The 14,964-nt window shown below is 35.6% G+C and carries 14 protein-coding genes and 3 pseudogenes; 1 reads left to right on the top strand and 16 read right to left on the bottom strand.

All coding sequences use genetic code 11. From position 1 onward, the window contains the following. Nucleotides 1-185: 185 nt before the first annotated feature. From AAGD99_RS04940 to AAGD99_RS04870, 15 genes and pseudogenes are all read right to left on the bottom strand, one after another. Nucleotides 186-1,853: a recombinase family protein gene (locus AAGD99_RS04940; protein WP_341822756.1), complete on the bottom strand. Its 1,668-nt coding sequence runs from the start codon at nt 1,851-1,853 to the stop codon at nt 186-188. Continuing rightward, complete coding sequence (locus AAGD99_RS04935; RefSeq protein ID WP_341822755.1) at nt 1,837-3,180, bottom strand: IS110 family transposase; 1,344 nt, start codon at nt 3,178-3,180, stop codon at nt 1,837-1,839. The genes AAGD99_RS04940 and AAGD99_RS04935 overlap by 17 nt, the downstream gene beginning before the upstream one ends. A gap of 272 nt (nt 3,181-3,452) precedes the next feature. Beyond that, nucleotides 3,453-3,728 (bottom strand): hypothetical protein, encoded by a 276-nt coding sequence (locus AAGD99_RS04930; protein ID WP_341822754.1) that lies wholly within the window; start codon nt 3,726-3,728, stop codon nt 3,453-3,455. Between the two features lie 106 nt (nt 3,729-3,834). Continuing rightward, nucleotides 3,835-4,161, bottom strand: a pseudogene (locus AAGD99_RS04925) (ankyrin repeat domain-containing protein); the annotation flags it as partial. Then, the gene (locus tag AAGD99_RS04920) at nt 4,161-5,504 is read right to left on the bottom strand and encodes an IS110 family transposase (protein ID WP_341822755.1); all 1,344 of its coding nucleotides are present in this window, start codon (nt 5,502-5,504) and stop codon (nt 4,161-4,163) included. The pseudogene AAGD99_RS04925 and the gene AAGD99_RS04920, both read right to left, overlap by 1 nt. A gap of 272 nt (nt 5,505-5,776) precedes the next feature. Further along, nucleotides 5,777-6,052: a hypothetical protein gene (locus AAGD99_RS04915; RefSeq protein ID WP_341822754.1), complete on the bottom strand. Its 276-nt coding sequence runs from the start codon at nt 6,050-6,052 to the stop codon at nt 5,777-5,779. Nucleotides 6,053-6,158: 106 nt separating this feature from the next. Beyond that, nucleotides 6,159-6,629: an ankyrin repeat domain-containing protein gene (locus AAGD99_RS04910; protein ID WP_341822753.1), complete on the bottom strand. Its 471-nt coding sequence runs from the start codon at nt 6,627-6,629 to the stop codon at nt 6,159-6,161. Between the two features lie 26 nt (nt 6,630-6,655). After that, nucleotides 6,656-7,383, bottom strand: a pseudogene (locus tag AAGD99_RS04905) (ankyrin repeat domain-containing protein). Between the two features lie 167 nt (nt 7,384-7,550). Continuing rightward, complete coding sequence (locus tag AAGD99_RS04900) at nt 7,551-8,711, bottom strand: phage tail protein (protein ID WP_341822752.1); 1,161 nt, start codon at nt 8,709-8,711, stop codon at nt 7,551-7,553. Next, nucleotides 8,711-9,502: a baseplate J/gp47 family protein gene (locus AAGD99_RS04895; RefSeq protein WP_341822751.1), complete on the bottom strand. Its 792-nt coding sequence runs from the start codon at nt 9,500-9,502 to the stop codon at nt 8,711-8,713. Before AAGD99_RS04895 ends, AAGD99_RS04900 begins: the two co-directional genes overlap by 1 nt. Before the next feature lie 2 nt (nt 9,503-9,504). After that, the gene (locus AAGD99_RS04890; protein ID WP_341822750.1) at nt 9,505-9,840 is read right to left on the bottom strand and encodes a GPW/gp25 family protein; all 336 of its coding nucleotides are present in this window, start codon (nt 9,838-9,840) and stop codon (nt 9,505-9,507) included. Nucleotides 9,841-9,842: 2 nt separating this feature from the next. Further along, nucleotides 9,843-10,097 (bottom strand): PAAR domain-containing protein, encoded by a 255-nt coding sequence (locus tag AAGD99_RS04885; protein WP_341822749.1) that lies wholly within the window; start codon nt 10,095-10,097, stop codon nt 9,843-9,845. 8 nt (nt 10,098-10,105) lie between these two features. Next, nucleotides 10,106-10,570, bottom strand: a complete 465-nt coding sequence (locus AAGD99_RS04880) for a phage baseplate assembly protein V (protein WP_341822748.1) — start codon at nt 10,568-10,570, stop codon at nt 10,106-10,108. Next, nucleotides 10,557-10,967 (bottom strand): annotated as a pseudogene (locus AAGD99_RS04875) (hypothetical protein); the annotation flags it as partial. The pseudogene AAGD99_RS04875 and the gene AAGD99_RS04880, both read right to left, overlap by 14 nt. A gap of 18 nt (nt 10,968-10,985) precedes the next feature. Continuing rightward, nucleotides 10,986-12,590, bottom strand: a complete 1,605-nt coding sequence (locus AAGD99_RS04870; protein ID WP_341822747.1) for a recombinase family protein — start codon at nt 12,588-12,590, stop codon at nt 10,986-10,988. Between the two features lie 181 nt (nt 12,591-12,771). Between AAGD99_RS04870 and AAGD99_RS04865 the strand changes: the two genes are divergently transcribed. Next, on the top strand, nt 12,772-13,794 hold the full coding sequence (locus AAGD99_RS04865; protein WP_341822746.1) for an IS110 family transposase: 1,023 nt from the start codon (nt 12,772-12,774) through the stop codon (nt 13,792-13,794). 189 nt (nt 13,795-13,983) lie between these two features. Here AAGD99_RS04865 and AAGD99_RS04860 read toward each other — a convergent pair whose 3' ends face one another. Then, a complete protein-coding gene (locus AAGD99_RS04860) occupies nt 13,984-14,538 on the bottom strand; it encodes a recombinase family protein (protein WP_341822745.1) in 555 nt (184 codons plus the stop codon). Nucleotides 14,539-14,964: the final 426 nt, after the last annotated feature.

The raw sequence follows: 14,964 nt of genomic DNA, 5'->3' as shown, positions 1-14,964 counted from the left end.
TTTTTTAAGTCTTAAACACTGCAATTTAGCTGCTTTTAAATGCAACTCACCTTTGTTTAAATGTTTAAGAAATTTACTAAGCAGAAAAAAAGGCAAAAGAAACCCCGTGGTAATTAGTGTTCACTCCCTAATCCTGCAAATTGGCGTACTATACTGTCTTAAACGACTTATAAGCGCGTTTCAGCTTATATAGGTAAAAACCTAGAAATGTTGTGAAGACATAAGGTGCACATAGTGCAAAAAATTAAAAATAAGACGCCAACTACGTTGTTTTCTTGCTGTTTAATCTGCACAGATGAAGATAACTGAATACCTTCATTTTCATGACGTCCAGTACAATGTTGCAAATTAAAAATCTCTCCATCCTGTGCTGGTTCTTCGATTCTAAACGCCACTTCTACCTGGTCATAACCAATCTGAATTCGTTCTACTAATGCTTTAATGATGCCACGCTTAGTTTGCCAATCTAGCTGTTCCAAATTAGATTTTACACTGGAATAAAGACTCTTTATACTGTTGATGATAAGGTTCATTCCCTTCTCTATTGCTTTTTGATCAACTACCTTTTTCTTCTCTTCTTCTATCCCTCTTAAGCGTTCCCTCATTCTTTTCATCGTCTGTTTAAATTCTTCCTCACTTATATATCCTTTATCTCCTACATTTTCTTGACTATAATAGTCTTCCATTAACTTTTCGATGCCTTGTTTTATTTGATTTTCCCTTCTTGCAAACTTCTTATCTGATGATTCATCATTTTTATTTTCTGCAATTCTACGGTGATACTCATTTTTTATTATCTCTGGGTTTTTTAGTAAATTTTTCACCTTTTCCCATATAGCTGTTTCTAACATATCTGTACGGACCAATTTATTAGTACACTTCTCCCTACCATCAGTAATACGTATAGTACTACTACAGCGATAATAGCTAAACTTTTTTCCCTCAACTCCACATTGTGCACCACTATACGCATATCCACAGTTTTGACACACAACTAGACCTTGTAATAGATATTTCTTTTTTCCTCCCTCTCTCTGCATCCTTGCTCTTTTTCTATTTTCATCCAGTTGCTTTTGTACTTTATTAAATAACCCTTCATCAACTATTTTTGGTACTGGTATATAAATCCAGCTGTCCTCATCTGTGCGACAGATAGAAACCTTTTGTTTATTTCTTTCTCTTCTTTCAACCCTCTTTAATTTACCAAACGCTGCTTGTCCTTTATATGCTGGATTTCTTAATACCTTCCAAATTATTATTGGACACCACACCTTCTTTCCAGTTCTTGTTCTAATTGACTTATCTCTTAGTCTACGTATCACTTCCCTTATACTTATTCTCTCTTGCCCTACCCACATGAATATCTGCTTTACTATTTTTGCTTCCTCTTCATTTATTTCAAACTTTGTCTTTTCTCTATCTACATGCTTTATACGATTATAACCAAAAGGTGCAATGCCAATTACACTTACACAGCCTTTTTTTGCTCTATGGAGTTTTCCCCTACGACTACGTTCCATAATCTTTGTACACTCATATTCTGCCACTAATCCTTGCATTCCCAATAACAATTTAGACTCTGGATTATTTTCAGTCTTATGATTTAAGAATATTACTTCTACTCCTGCTTTTTCAAATTCATCAAGTAGTATCATTTGATGTGCAGATTTTCTTGATAGTCGGTCAGGTGAATGAATATAAATTTTATCAATTTGATCTTCTCCTACTTTATCACGTAATGCATCTAAACCTTCACGTTCTAAACTCCACCCACTAAGCCCATCATCCTTAAATTCATACTCATTCAATAACTCATGCTTATCTGCAGCAATTCTCCTAAGAAACTCCCTCAACTAATTCATCTTTCTTAACCAGTATATAGCCAAGTTCAGAGGCTTTTTTACTCAGATTTTTCATAACTCTATCTTGAAAAAGCTTTTCATAATAATCAATTCCTCTTTCCACGTACTCCTGTCCATATTTTAGCATACTGTAAAAGATACATGCTAATTTCCTTGCCATAGCAGTAATTGCCTTTGGGGCTCCTAGTCGTTTTTTCCATCTCCTGCACTGTGCGCCCAGAGCGGTATTACTTTTTGATACACAATGTGCAGCAAGTCGTAAGGCATTTGCAGCACGATTTATGACTTTACAAGTTTTCGTACTAAACACTTTTTCTCCAGTGATTTTATTACCTGGACTTAGCCCTAACCAAGACGAAAAGTGCTTTTCTGTTGGCCATTTGTTATGGTTTATACCAGTCTCTGAGATTATGGTCTGTATGCTTAGTACATTGAATCCTGGAACTTTAGTAAAATCTATCCCTATAACTCGGTATAATTCTTCATGCAAAGTAAAGTTTGGATCATTTTTTTTCTTGCCTTTTGCTTTACTTACTGGTTTGCTTTCATCAGATTGTGTTTCAAATGTTTTATAATAGTTTTCAATACTTCTATCACATTCTTTTATTTGCTCTTGGAAGAAAATATACGCTTCATATTCTTGCTTAAGTGTAAACAAGTGTTCTTCTCTATAATCGCCTGTTAATGCTTTTGCTATAGTAGCCTTATCATTCTTCATATTTACACTTCTAAATTCAGCTAATTTTTCAGGATTCCTTTCACCTTCAATTATCGCTTTAATAATTCTTATACCTGTTACACCGTTAATATCACTAATTGCCTTATGTAACTGAATGTTCATCTGAATTAATGCTTTTTGCATACGTTGAGTATGTGTACTTGCACTTCTAATTAGATTATTACGTTGTCTGACGTAGCTACGCAGTACGCAAATTTGGTCATCTGGTCTAAATGATCCTCGGAGCAGTCCATAGCTATGTAACTGCTGCAACCATTGGCAATCTTGAACGTCAGATTTTCTACCAGGTACGTTTTTAACATGTCGTGCATTCACTAATTTTACTTCAAATCCATATGATTCAAGTATCTGAAACAAAGGAATCCAATATACTCCTGTTGATTCCATAGCTACTGTTTTAATTTCACATTTCTTCAACCATTTTGCTAAGTTATGTAGATCCACTGTAAAACAGCCAAACTTTTGGATATGTTGCTTATCTCTTCCTTCTGGAACACATACATAATGCACGGCTGAGCCAACATCAATCCCTGCCGCATCAGGGTTCATTACTTCCAACTTATTTTTTACTTTTGTCATTTTACACCTCTAGTATATAATTTATAATTGAAGAAGCGCTTCAGCTTGGGACGGTAAAATTAAGGCACTCTCCTAAACGAGGTAGTCTGAATAGACTCCATCAATGGTTTAACCGTCACCTTCAAAACCATGCTATGCTACGGGACTTACGACACCACTGAAATGTTCGGCTATAACTGCAGAAGCAGCTTCTTCGTCACGATTATACTAAGATCGTATAAATGAAGAGAGGAGTTTCTTTCTGGTATAACCAACAGTTTGTTGGTTCGTTGCTATGCTTGAGCTCGGCAATTTGACTCTCTATTGTATTGTTCTGCGCTTGACTCTTCGATGAAACTCTTGCATATAAGGCCACTGTTATCATTTTTCTTTATCTCCTTTTCATTGTTTCTTTTTACCGCATACCTTAGTAACAGCTCATAGGCGTCTGCTAGATGTTGTTCCGCTAATTCATCTGGCTCGTATCGGCAAGTTAATGTTCTTTTTCTCATAGTTTCTCCTGCAAATGTTCTTGTAGTGCAAGGAGCCTTACCACTCCTTTTTTCCATCAATCCATTTACTCTTATGAAAAAGACCAACTTTTATCAGCTACAGCCTTTAAATTTGGTCTAGCCCTTCCTTTGCCAACTGCTGTTGCGCTTTCTGATACGACTCTTATTTTTTTAACAAACTTTCCATTTTCTCTGTTTCTTTCTTTAATACCTCGGCTATTTCTTTGCTATTTTTCGCATAATCCATCGCTGTCATTCCAAATTTATCTGCTTGCTCTATTTCAGCCCCTGCTTTTACTAGCTCCTCCACTATTTCTTTTTCTCCTACCATACATGCAAGATGCAGCGGAGTGCATTTATTGCCATACTCTTCAGCATTTACATTCCCTCCTGATTTTATCAATTCTCTAACTGTTTCTAGACGTTTCTCCGTTATCGCTAGATGCAGTGCTGTATGTCCTCTTACATCTGCTACATTCACATCTACTCCTAAGAAACTCCCTCAACTAATTCATCTTTCTTAACCAGTATATAGCCAAGTTCAGAGGCTTTTTTACTCAGATTTTTCATAACTCTATCTTGAAAAAGCTTTTCATAATAATCAATTCCTCTTTCCACGTACTCCTGTCCATATTTTAGCATACTGTAAAAGATACATGCTAATTTCCTTGCCATAGCAGTAATTGCCTTTGGGGCTCCTAGTCGTTTTTTCCATCTCCTGCACTGTGCGCCCAGAGCGGTATTACTTTTTGATACACAATGTGCAGCAAGTCGTAAGGCATTTGCAGCACGATTTATGACTTTACAAGTTTTCGTACTAAACACTTTTTCTCCAGTGATTTTATTACCTGGACTTAGCCCTAACCAAGACGAAAAGTGCTTTTCTGTTGGCCATTTGTTATGGTTTATACCAGTCTCTGAGATTATGGTCTGTATGCTTAGTACATTGAATCCTGGAACTTTAGTAAAATCTATCCCTATAACTCGGTATAATTCTTCATGCAAAGTAAAGTTTGGATCATTTTTTTTCTTGCCTTTTGCTTTACTTACTGGTTTGCTTTCATCAGATTGTGTTTCAAATGTTTTATAATAGTTTTCAATACTTCTATCACATTCTTTTATTTGCTCTTGGAAGAAAATATACGCTTCATATTCTTGCTTAAGTGTAAACAAGTGTTCTTCTCTATAATCGCCTGTTAATGCTTTTGCTATAGTAGCCTTATCATTCTTCATATTTACACTTCTAAATTCAGCTAATTTTTCAGGATTCCTTTCACCTTCAATTATCGCTTTAATAATTCTTATACCTGTTACACCGTTAATATCACTAATTGCCTTATGTAACTGAATGTTCATCTGAATTAATGCTTTTTGCATACGTTGAGTATGTGTACTTGCACTTCTAATTAGATTATTACGTTGTCTGACGTAGCTACGCAGTACGCAAATTTGGTCATCTGGTCTAAATGATCCTCGGAGCAGTCCATAGCTATGTAACTGCTGCAACCATTGGCAATCTTGAACGTCAGATTTTCTACCAGGTACGTTTTTAACATGTCGTGCATTCACTAATTTTACTTCAAATCCATATGATTCAAGTATCTGAAACAAAGGAATCCAATATACTCCTGTTGATTCCATAGCTACTGTTTTAATTTCACATTTCTTCAACCATTTTGCTAAGTTATGTAGATCCACTGTAAAACAGCCAAACTTTTGGATATGTTGCTTATCTCTTCCTTCTGGAACACATACATAATGCACGGCTGAGCCAACATCAATCCCTGCCGCATCAGGGTTCATTACTTCCAACTTATTTTTTACTTTTGTCATTTTACACCTCTAGTATATAATTTATAATTGAAGAAGCGCTTCAGCTTGGGACGGTAAAATTAAGGCACTCTCCTAAACGAGGTAGTCTGAATAGACTCCATCAATGGTTTAACCGTCACCTTCAAAACCATGCTATGCTACGGGACTTACGACACCACTGAAATGTTCGGCTATAACTGCAGAAGCAGCTTCTTCGTCACGATTATACTAAGATCGTATAAATGAAGAGAGGAGTTTCTTTCTGGTATAACCAACAGTTTGTTGGTTCGTTGCTATGCTTGAGCTCGGCAATTTGACTCTCTATTGTATTGTTCTGCGCTTGACTCTTCGATGAAACTCTTGCATATAAGGCCACTGTTATCATTTTTCTTTATCTCCTTTTCATTGTTTCTTTTTACCGCATACCTTAGTAACAGCTCATAGGCGTCTGCTAGATGTTGTTCCGCTAATTCATCTGGCTCGTATCGGCAAGTTAATGTTCTTTTTCTCATAGTTTCTCCTGCAAATGTTCTTGTAGTGCAAGGAGCCTTACCACTCCTTTTTTCCATCAATCCATTTACTCTTATGAAAAAGACCAACTTTTATCAGCTACAGCCTTTAAATTTGGTCTAGCCCTTCCTTTGCCAACTGCTGTTGCGCTTTCTGATACGACTCTTATTTTTTTAACAAACTTTCCATTTTCTCTGTTTCTTTCTTTAATACCTCGGCTATTTCTTTGCTATTTTTCGCATAATCCATCGCTGTCATTCCAAATTTATCTGCTTGCTCTATTTCAGCCCCTGCTTTTACTAGCTCCTCCACTATTTCTTTTTCTCCTACCATACATGCAAGATGCAGCGGAGTGCATTTATTGCCATACTCTTCAGCATTTACATTCCCTCCTGATTTTATCAATTCTCTAACTGTTTCTAGACGTTTCTCCGTTATCGCTAGATGCAGTGCTGTATGTCCTCTTACATCTGCTACATTCACATCTACTCCTTTTTCGATTAATAACCTCACTGTTTTTGCGTCTATTGCATAATGCAGAGCTGTTCTTTCCTTCTCGTCTCTTGCATAAATATTTTTATATGAGTTCTCTAATAATTCTTTTGCTGACTTATTAAATTTACCAAGCTTTAACATAATCCACCTCACCTTTTCTTTAAATTTTAAGCCTTCTTTCTCACCACCTCATCTATCATTTCGTTCACTTGGCCCATTATCTTGCTTGCTAAATTTTTACATTCTTCCTTTATTAGTGACTTATCTTTCTTCCTTATTTCTCCTATCTCTATTATTTTTAGCTCCGGTAAATAACTCCCATTCAACATGTCTGCTATTTCTCCCATAACCTCTCTATTCCATAGCACGTCAGTTCTCTACTTTTTGTTACTCCACCTTTTTCTCTCAGAAATTTGCTCGCCTTTTCACTCTCTTTGCTATCACATAGGCAATACTTTTCACTTTCCCAGATGTAATACATTGGTGTTGCACCGTACTTATTCAGTTGATTAACCTCAGCTCCCGCTTTTACTAGCTCTTTTATTATTTCAACTCCTGCTCCTCCTATTTTGCACGCAGAGTGCAGTGGCGTACACCCAGTGACATATTGAGTGGCATTTACTTCTGCTCCCGATCTTAGCAGCACTTTTATATTTTCTAAGCTTTTCGCAAATACTGCACAGTGTAGTGGTGTATAACCATTTTTATCTCTTGCATTGATCTCTGCTCCTTTATTTATTAATAACCTTACTGTTTTGTAATCAGAGATTTCTACCGCTTGGTGTAATATTGTCTCTCCTTCTTCATTTCTTTTATTAATATCTTTAAATCCGTTACTTGATACTTCTTTAAAAAACTTACTAAAAGATTCTCTCTTTTCTTTGCTAAACTTCATACTTACCTCACAAAATTAGCTTTTCTAGCGTCAGACAAATTTCTTATATTTACCTGCTGCTATTCAAGTCATGTCTGTTTTAGCATAAAAAAGCAAGTCTTTTTCTTTTTATTTCATACACTTTAAACTATTATTAATATAATGTATGAGGATCTAAATATAAGTACTTAACTTATTATAGATACAACTTGACTACTTTTCCAACTTCTGTTCAAATGTCGATGTTCGTGCCATTTCAGTACTCCTGGGTAAAATACTAAAATGCGCTTTTCTAATTCGTGTATTGAGTCTTTTTGCTCTGAATCTAATTCACTTTCAAAATGAATATTGTGCTCTGCTAAAGCGTATTTTGTAATCTTTTGATCGGTATGATTTTCTACTTTGTAATCATGGGTAACGCTGAATCTTTCTAAAATTGGCTTGTGTTTTAAATTCCAAAATTGTTCAGACAGTTTACTACTTCCCAATACAAATTTATTCCCTCTTTCCTCTACACTACTAACTGGAAAGCACGCATTTATTTCTCCTAAATCCCAACTATCCGATAATACTATTTGCGCCTTAGCAAACTTTATTTCTGGCAATAAGCTCTGTGGTAGTGGATATAGTGCTTTTAAGTTGTACCACTGATGACTTCTTTCATAGATGCCTTTGTAATCTTTTGTATGAGGCTCTGTTTCTCCAAGTACTGCTATATCTAACCGATATATGTCATTACTAAATGCTTGCTCATAATGAACACGAAAAGTACTAAACTTAAAACTTGAATTCAAGACTTTTAGCTCAAATGTGTTCTTTCTACCAAATGACAGTACTGGTCCATCTTTTTCAATTTTTATCCCTGAGTAATCCGATAATAAACTTCCAAAAAAGCTTTCATCTAAAATAAATCTGCTAATATTATAGTTTTCATTGAAAATCCTCATTAGCCGCGATCTTGCTGGTAACGATAGTTTTGCAAGTTCTACTACTGCATCCACAAAAAAGTCATTTGGAACATCTTTTATTCCTATTTGCAACTCGAAAAAATGTTTACCAGGTGGTTCTTCTATGATTGTAATATCTTCTATATTTGCCCATTTGAGCGCTATTTTGAGTGATGCTGGAGTTCCTCTCAGTCTTTGAAATTTTACTCCTTCTACTATAGCTCTTCTTTTATCTTTTACCCAGCGTAGTATTTCCTCTAAGCCATATTCTTCTATTATCCACGGCAATGTTTCTTCTTCCAATCTAAATTTAAACCCTCTTATACAGCTTGGATCAACCCTATAATCTGTTGCATCTACTAGCGCTTTTTCTTGTTTTGTTGCATTTGGTGGCAGTAACATTAATTCAACTCAATCTTTAAATTTCTCAAATTTGCACACTCATTACCTAGCACCATAACATCCTCTCTTGGCTCGATTAATTCCACATTTTCTACACCATCTACAAATAGATTCGCTATTATCCATGATCTTGTTACACTCCACCCTAATCTTTTTGCTAATTCAAACTTCTCAATAAACTGCTTCTTGATTTCCTTCTTTGATATTATAGGACTTATACTCATTCTGCTGTGAATATCTATTTCCATAATATTGCAACCAATTACTGTTACTGTATCGGTTAAAACCCTTATATCATTTCTAGTAACCTGCTTTCTTATAATTTCAAGTAGCTCTTCTGGCAGTGTGGATAATTCTGTTGATAAGATTGAAATTTGTACTTTCCCTGGTATAGGTGATTCTACTGATGCATCTTTTACTCTACTATCTGCTGACAGTGCATGATACCTATAATACTCCTTGCTCCCACATGTGCTCCAGCCTTTTATTTTTGCTTTTACCCTCTTTCTAAATCGTTCGTCCTCTTCTTCTTTTTCTCTCTCTACTCCATAAAATTCAGCTAAATTATTAAGATCTTCTCCCGTTGCAAATTTTAGTAAATTACTTTTTACAGCTTCATTTATTCTTTCTCTAAGCAAAAGTTCTCGCCATGCTGCTACCTCCAGAATCTTTATCGCTGGATCACTTTCAACGAATGCTGTAAAACTTGCGTCACGCTTCACCAACTCTTCCCTCATCCGAGACAGAATTTCTTCGAAGTTCAGCGGCTCAATAATGTTAGTCTGCTGCATCTTTATATTACAACCTCATCGAAGCGAATCTTTTTCCCCACTGGTAAGTACAATCCTTCTAGATCAAGCGTTACTTTTCCCTCTTTTACTTCTGTAATTTTTACTTTTTCTAATTTAAATCTTCTCTCAAATTTCCCCAGTGCTTCTGCTGTTGCTGCGTAAATTTCTAGTGTTAAATCACGACTAACTGGCTTATCTACTAATTCAAATAGTCTTGACCCATAATCTCTCCTCATTATTCTACTGTTAATAGGAGTGGTCAGTATATCAATTATTGATTGCTTTAAGTGCTCTATTCCTTCAAGAGCTTTTCCTATTTTACCATCCATTCCTTTCATTTTTAGCCTGCAAACACGTTTTCACTGCCTTTTATTACTTTAAACCCACATGAAACTACATCTCCTACTCTTCCTATACCAAGACCATTTGCAAATACTGTTTTTGATCCTTCAGTTAATGCTCTTCCTTCACTAAAATTGTTTCCTTGTCTGCATATCGGCTTACCATTTACAAAAACATTGTTACTGCCGCTAATGCAAAAATGCGGTGTTGCTTCTACACAATAATCTCCTAATCGCACAACTGATTTATTCATTTTTCCAATTAATTAAGTTCTATTCTATCTGCTTTCAGTTTTATTTCGCTCTTCGTCATTTCTATACTTGATTCCCCAGCTTTCAGTGTTATTTTGCCTACTACCTCAATCTCTAAATGATGATTCTCTTTATCATATAACAATCTTGTCCCATCTTGAAATTTTACACTATTTATTTCTTTTTTATTCTCTGATGCAGGGTATCTTTCCTGATATATTCCTCCTAATACCACTCCTAATGATAGTTCACCAAGAGGAGAAAATACCACAACTTGTTCATCGATATCTGGCGGAGACCAATTTCTATCTTTTCCTGCTTTCATTGTTATCCATGGCAACCAATCTGTTAAAAATTCTCCTATTTTCACTCTTACTTTTGCTTTTTCATAATCTACTCCTTTTACAACACCTATACGGACAATATTGGCCAGTTTCCTCTGTAATTCCGAAATTGCAAAATTATTTTCTAACATTTATATTTCCCACGTTTATTTTATGTCCCTTAATTTTTCCCTCTAACCAGACTGATTCTCCCAAATGCAGATAGTGGACCCATTCAATCAACCACACTAAATACGCATCTAACTCCGGCCTAAATCCGTCAATTTCCGCAGAGATAAATTCTCCTGGCGAAACATTCTTCACGTTCCAAGTATTTTTATTTACTACTCTTGCTACTTCTGCTGCTAATGACCTTACAACTAACGAGGAATCCTCGACTGTTCCATCAACTACAATTCTCGCTTCAAATCTTGCTTTCAACGCTAATTCCTCTGTTCCAGGATCTTTTCCCGATTCTAAACTCACAAGCTCTACAAATACCGCTGGCGCTAATAATTCTTTTCTTATTGCTGGATAAATTTCACATGATTATACATATTGATGCTCCTATAAAAAATTTGGGTTGTTGAGTTTACCATTTTTAAAATCCGTAAGGATTCTAACAGTCTCTGGCGTATCTTCAAATAAATATTTGCCTTTGGTTTTACTATAATCTTTTCGTATTTTAATTTGGCCATTATCGATTCTATAATAAAGCCAATATTTAGTAACATTGAGGATTTTTGCAATTTGTGGAACAGTAAGGTATCCAGGTACTTTAAGTGGTTGTGATTTATTCTTTTCTCGCATAATATTATTTTTTAATCGAATATTTGCTACTGTACATTCTAAAACGATATTCTTTGAGCATGAGGGAGAACGATGTCCTTGTTTTTCTAAGTACTTAGCGATTTCTGCATCTGTTTTACCTTCTTTACTCAACTCTATTATAGACTGTTCCATTTCTGCTGCTCTAGTCAATGTGTGGAAGGAGCGTACTGGAATAGGAACGTGAGAAGTCGTAGTTTCACCGCCATGCCATACAATGCGTACTTGAAGGCAATCACGTCTGATCCGGTGTGCTACCACCTTATCAATTAGACAACGAAGAAAAGATTTTTGTTGCTGACGTGACAGAACTGATTGATGCCAAATTTCAGGTAATTTCTTACCTACATCTAAAAATACTGTTTTCAGTTCCTCAGATAATTGAGGAATCGGTTTACTTGGATACTGACGTTCACATGTAATTTCCGCTTGCTTAAGTTCATTCAACGCTTGTTCCCAACGTCTTTCAAGTTCTGCAGCTACAAGACGATTATCAGGATCAACTTGATTAAATTGTCGTTCTGTCAATCCCACTTGGTATCTCAGGCGTTCTAATTGTTGTAAATAAGCTTTATTAACTGCTTGTTCAGATTGTAGTTGCGAATTAATAGCCTCGGTATAAGCGTCTAGCTCGATTTGACTAAGTGCTGCAAAAAATTTAGGAACTACTTCATTGTCAATAATATCAGCAGGTAAAAATTGACATGCAGGTAAAAGATATTGTTGGTGTAAGTACTTGCATAAATAATGATTTCCTCCTTTATACTTCACTCTCATTTTGTGTCCACATTCTCCACAATAGATTATTCCATGTAATAATGCTGCACCTGGTCTAGCTATACCACGTGTTCTATTGTGATTATACTCTGCATGATTATCTTTTAGTATTCCCTGAATCTTTATAAAAGTTTCCCAATCTATATAAGCTGGATATTTATCTTTAATCAGAACTTTCCATTCCTCCATTGGCAATTTCTTTGTTGTTTTGTCAGCAGAAGATGGTTTGTGACGTGTAGTACAAGAACGACCATAAACAAATGCTCCTCCATAAGCTGGATTTTTTAGTGTTGAGAGAATTGCTGTAATCGTCGGTTTTTTCCATTGCAATTCTTTAAATTTGTCATACCTAGGAATGGTAAGTTGGTTGTTGTTAAAGTATCTTAGAACTTTTGCTACTGTTCGCTTTTCTAAAAAAGTTTCAAAAATAAGCTTAATACGGTGCTGAACTTCAAGGTTAGGATCCTTATGCACAGAATCATCAATGTTACGAACGAAACCGACTGGAAGGGATAAGGCTAAATCTTGTATCTTGTCAAAAGCATCTAATGTTTTAAGCTTAAGCATTAGGTGGAGAAGGGAGGAACTCTGTGCTTCTTCTTAGATATAAAATCTGTAGAGGAGATAAGAATTCCCTTCTCAAAAGTATAGGCTGGACGGTATCGTAGAAAGACCTGAATGGTTCTAATTCTGTATTCACAAGACTAGCCTTACTTTTCATTTTTAATGGTAACGTATGGGGTTATATATGATCAACAACTTTTTGGGCATAGATATATCAAAAGATCGCTTTGATGTTTTTCTCTCATTTATAAGCAAAAAAGGAAAGCGTGAAACTAGAAAAAGAAGCTTTAAGAACGATGATCATGGGTTTCAAAGTCTACTGAATTTTCTACACAAACATAATGTAGAAAAAGCAAAAACCTGTATGGAATCTACTGGTTGTTATAGCGAAGCACTGGCTGAATTTCTACACAATGCTGGACATTTTGTAAGTGTTGTAAATCCTTATTGCATAAAATCTTATGCAAGGAGTAAGCTGATACGACAAAAGAATGATCAGACCGATGCAGAAGTTATTGCTGATTATTGCCAAAGACAGGAACCTTCTAGTTGGACACCACCTTCTCCTGAAATGAAAAAATTAAAACATCTTTATCGTTGCTCAGTTGCGTTAAAAGATGAGTTAACATTAGTAAATAACCACTTAGAAAAAAAAGAGAGACTGCCTAAAGAAGTTGCAAATGCTTGGGAAGACCTTGCAATGAATATAGCTCAAAAAATAGAAACAATAAAAAACTCCGTACGTGAACTATTAAATCAACACAAAGAATTGTTGGAAAATTTTCAACTTCTATTGACTATTCCAGGCATAGGAGAAGAATCAGCAATAGCTATTTTAGCTGAAGTTTCTGATATAGAGGTTTTTAGAGATGCCAGGCAATTGGCAGCATATACAGGAGTTATACCACGAAATATGACGTCAGGTTCCTCTGTATATGCCAAACCCAGATTAAGTAAATCCGGTTCACAAACATTACGTAAGGCACTTTTCTTTCCTGCCATAGTAGCTAAGAATCACAATCCTATCATTATGAGCTTTTGCCAAAGATTAAAGGAAAAGGGTAAGCATAATATGGCCATCGTTGGTGCTGCAATGCGTAAGCTACTCCATATCATTTTCGGTATTCTGACATCCAAAAGTGCTTTTGATCCTAACCATATCAAAAACTACAGGGCTAGGAGGTTGACTGAAGGTTTAGTACTTTAAAATCAAAAATGCTTCCTATCTATCTTATGTAAAGTGGTATCTTACACAAATTTATTGAATGTTGTTGGTTAGTGGATATGTTGATAAGTAAACTTCATCTGTTTTGTGCGTATAAAACTAATTTACTTATCAACATATCCACTAACTATAATCTGTGTACTGTTACACAATTGGAAGTATTTTTTGATTTTATGATGCAACTTGGGAAATTTTTATAATTTTTTTGTTGACTAACAAGACGGTATCTCCTCTGGTTGCTTTATTTAGCAGTCCAGCATTTAGTCTGGCTCTTATAGTAGATAACTCCATTTCAGCAAGCTGTCCTTTCAGACCAAGTAACAACCGACCATTAATAGTACCAGGGTCATAAACACCATCCCGATCAGCTATCAAACACTGTTTATAGCCACATATATCCAATAACGGATACCAGTCAGAACAATTACGTGACAAACGAGTCACATCGTAAGATAGGATAATCCCTACCTTTGATAAAGCGACTTTAGCGAGAATCTCTTTATATCCTTCGCGCTTTTCAGCACTAGCACCAGTTAAGCCGAGATCATTATCAATAACAACAATATTATCAGCTTTCCACCCAAGGTCAATTGCTCTTTGTTTCAGTGCATACTGTAACTCCAAACTTTCTTGATTGCTCAGTGCTTGATGAGGTGTTGATTGTCTGATGTAAATTATTGCTTCGCGTGCTAGATGTTGTACTGTGATTAGCTCTGATGTACTCATGAATAACCTTTTTTGATCCTAGTAATATATTTTCTAAAACTTCTGACTTGAGGTGTTGCGGCATTTTCTTCCACACTCTATTTGGTTTACATGGCATAATTTATACTCCTTTGCTAGAGAAACAAATTCGTATAATGAATTCCATGTTAACTTACTGGTGAGTAAATCTTGCTTACCGGCCAAGTTGGTAGCAGAAAAAGGAATACGCAGAGTTATATTACTACGGTAAATAACGAGTACATTACCACTGTTATAGGCTTTTACACTGGCAGATGATATGGGAAAAGTCCTACCGAATAGCGGATGTGTTGGATCTGTAACTGTAATTTCTTTTTGGTTGTTGAAGGGGGTATTAAGGTGATTGATCGCAAGTTTGAATTGCTGGTATTTCTTCCTTCAGTGTGCTGCAAATTGCTTGATGTAAAT

This window comes from Wolbachia endosymbiont (group A) of Clivina fossor (assembly GCF_964026865.1).
GTDB lineage: Bacteria > Pseudomonadota > Alphaproteobacteria > Rickettsiales > Anaplasmataceae > Wolbachia.
This window is presented reverse-complemented; position numbering and strand designations above follow the sequence as displayed.

What these genes read in the sequence shown, in the direction of transcription:
- AAGD99_RS04935 (WP_341822755.1), bottom strand. Translation starts at nt 3,180, where the DNA reads ATGACAAAAGTAAAAAATAAGTTGGAAGTAATGAACCCTGATGCGGCA.
- AAGD99_RS04930 (WP_341822754.1), bottom strand. Translation starts at nt 3,728, where the DNA reads ATGGAAAAAAGGAGTGGTAAGGCTCCTTGCACTACAAGAACATTTGCA.
- AAGD99_RS04920 (WP_341822755.1), bottom strand. Translation starts at nt 5,504, where the DNA reads ATGACAAAAGTAAAAAATAAGTTGGAAGTAATGAACCCTGATGCGGCA.
- AAGD99_RS04915 (WP_341822754.1), bottom strand. Translation starts at nt 6,052, where the DNA reads ATGGAAAAAAGGAGTGGTAAGGCTCCTTGCACTACAAGAACATTTGCA.
- AAGD99_RS04910 (WP_341822753.1), bottom strand. Translation starts at nt 6,629, where the DNA reads ATGTTAAAGCTTGGTAAATTTAATAAGTCAGCAAAAGAATTATTAGAG.
- AAGD99_RS04900 (WP_341822752.1), bottom strand. Translation starts at nt 8,711, where the DNA reads ATGTTACTGCCACCAAATGCAACAAAACAAGAAAAAGCGCTAGTAGAT.
- AAGD99_RS04895 (WP_341822751.1), bottom strand. Translation starts at nt 9,502, where the DNA reads ATGCAGCAGACTAACATTATTGAGCCGCTGAACTTCGAAGAAATTCTG.
- AAGD99_RS04890 (WP_341822750.1), bottom strand. Translation starts at nt 9,840, where the DNA reads ATGAAAGGAATGGATGGTAAAATAGGAAAAGCTCTTGAAGGAATAGAG.
- AAGD99_RS04885 (WP_341822749.1), bottom strand. Translation starts at nt 10,097, where the DNA reads ATGAATAAATCAGTTGTGCGATTAGGAGATTATTGTGTAGAAGCAACA.
- AAGD99_RS04880 (WP_341822748.1), bottom strand. Translation starts at nt 10,570, where the DNA reads ATGTTAGAAAATAATTTTGCAATTTCGGAATTACAGAGGAAACTGGCC.
- AAGD99_RS04870 (WP_341822747.1), bottom strand. Translation starts at nt 12,590, where the DNA reads ATGCTTAAGCTTAAAACATTAGATGCTTTTGACAAGATACAAGATTTA.
- AAGD99_RS04865 (WP_341822746.1), top strand. Translation starts at nt 12,772, where the DNA reads ATGATCAACAACTTTTTGGGCATAGATATATCAAAAGATCGCTTTGAT.
- AAGD99_RS04860 (WP_341822745.1), bottom strand. Translation starts at nt 14,538, where the DNA reads ATGAGTACATCAGAGCTAATCACAGTACAACATCTAGCACGCGAAGCA.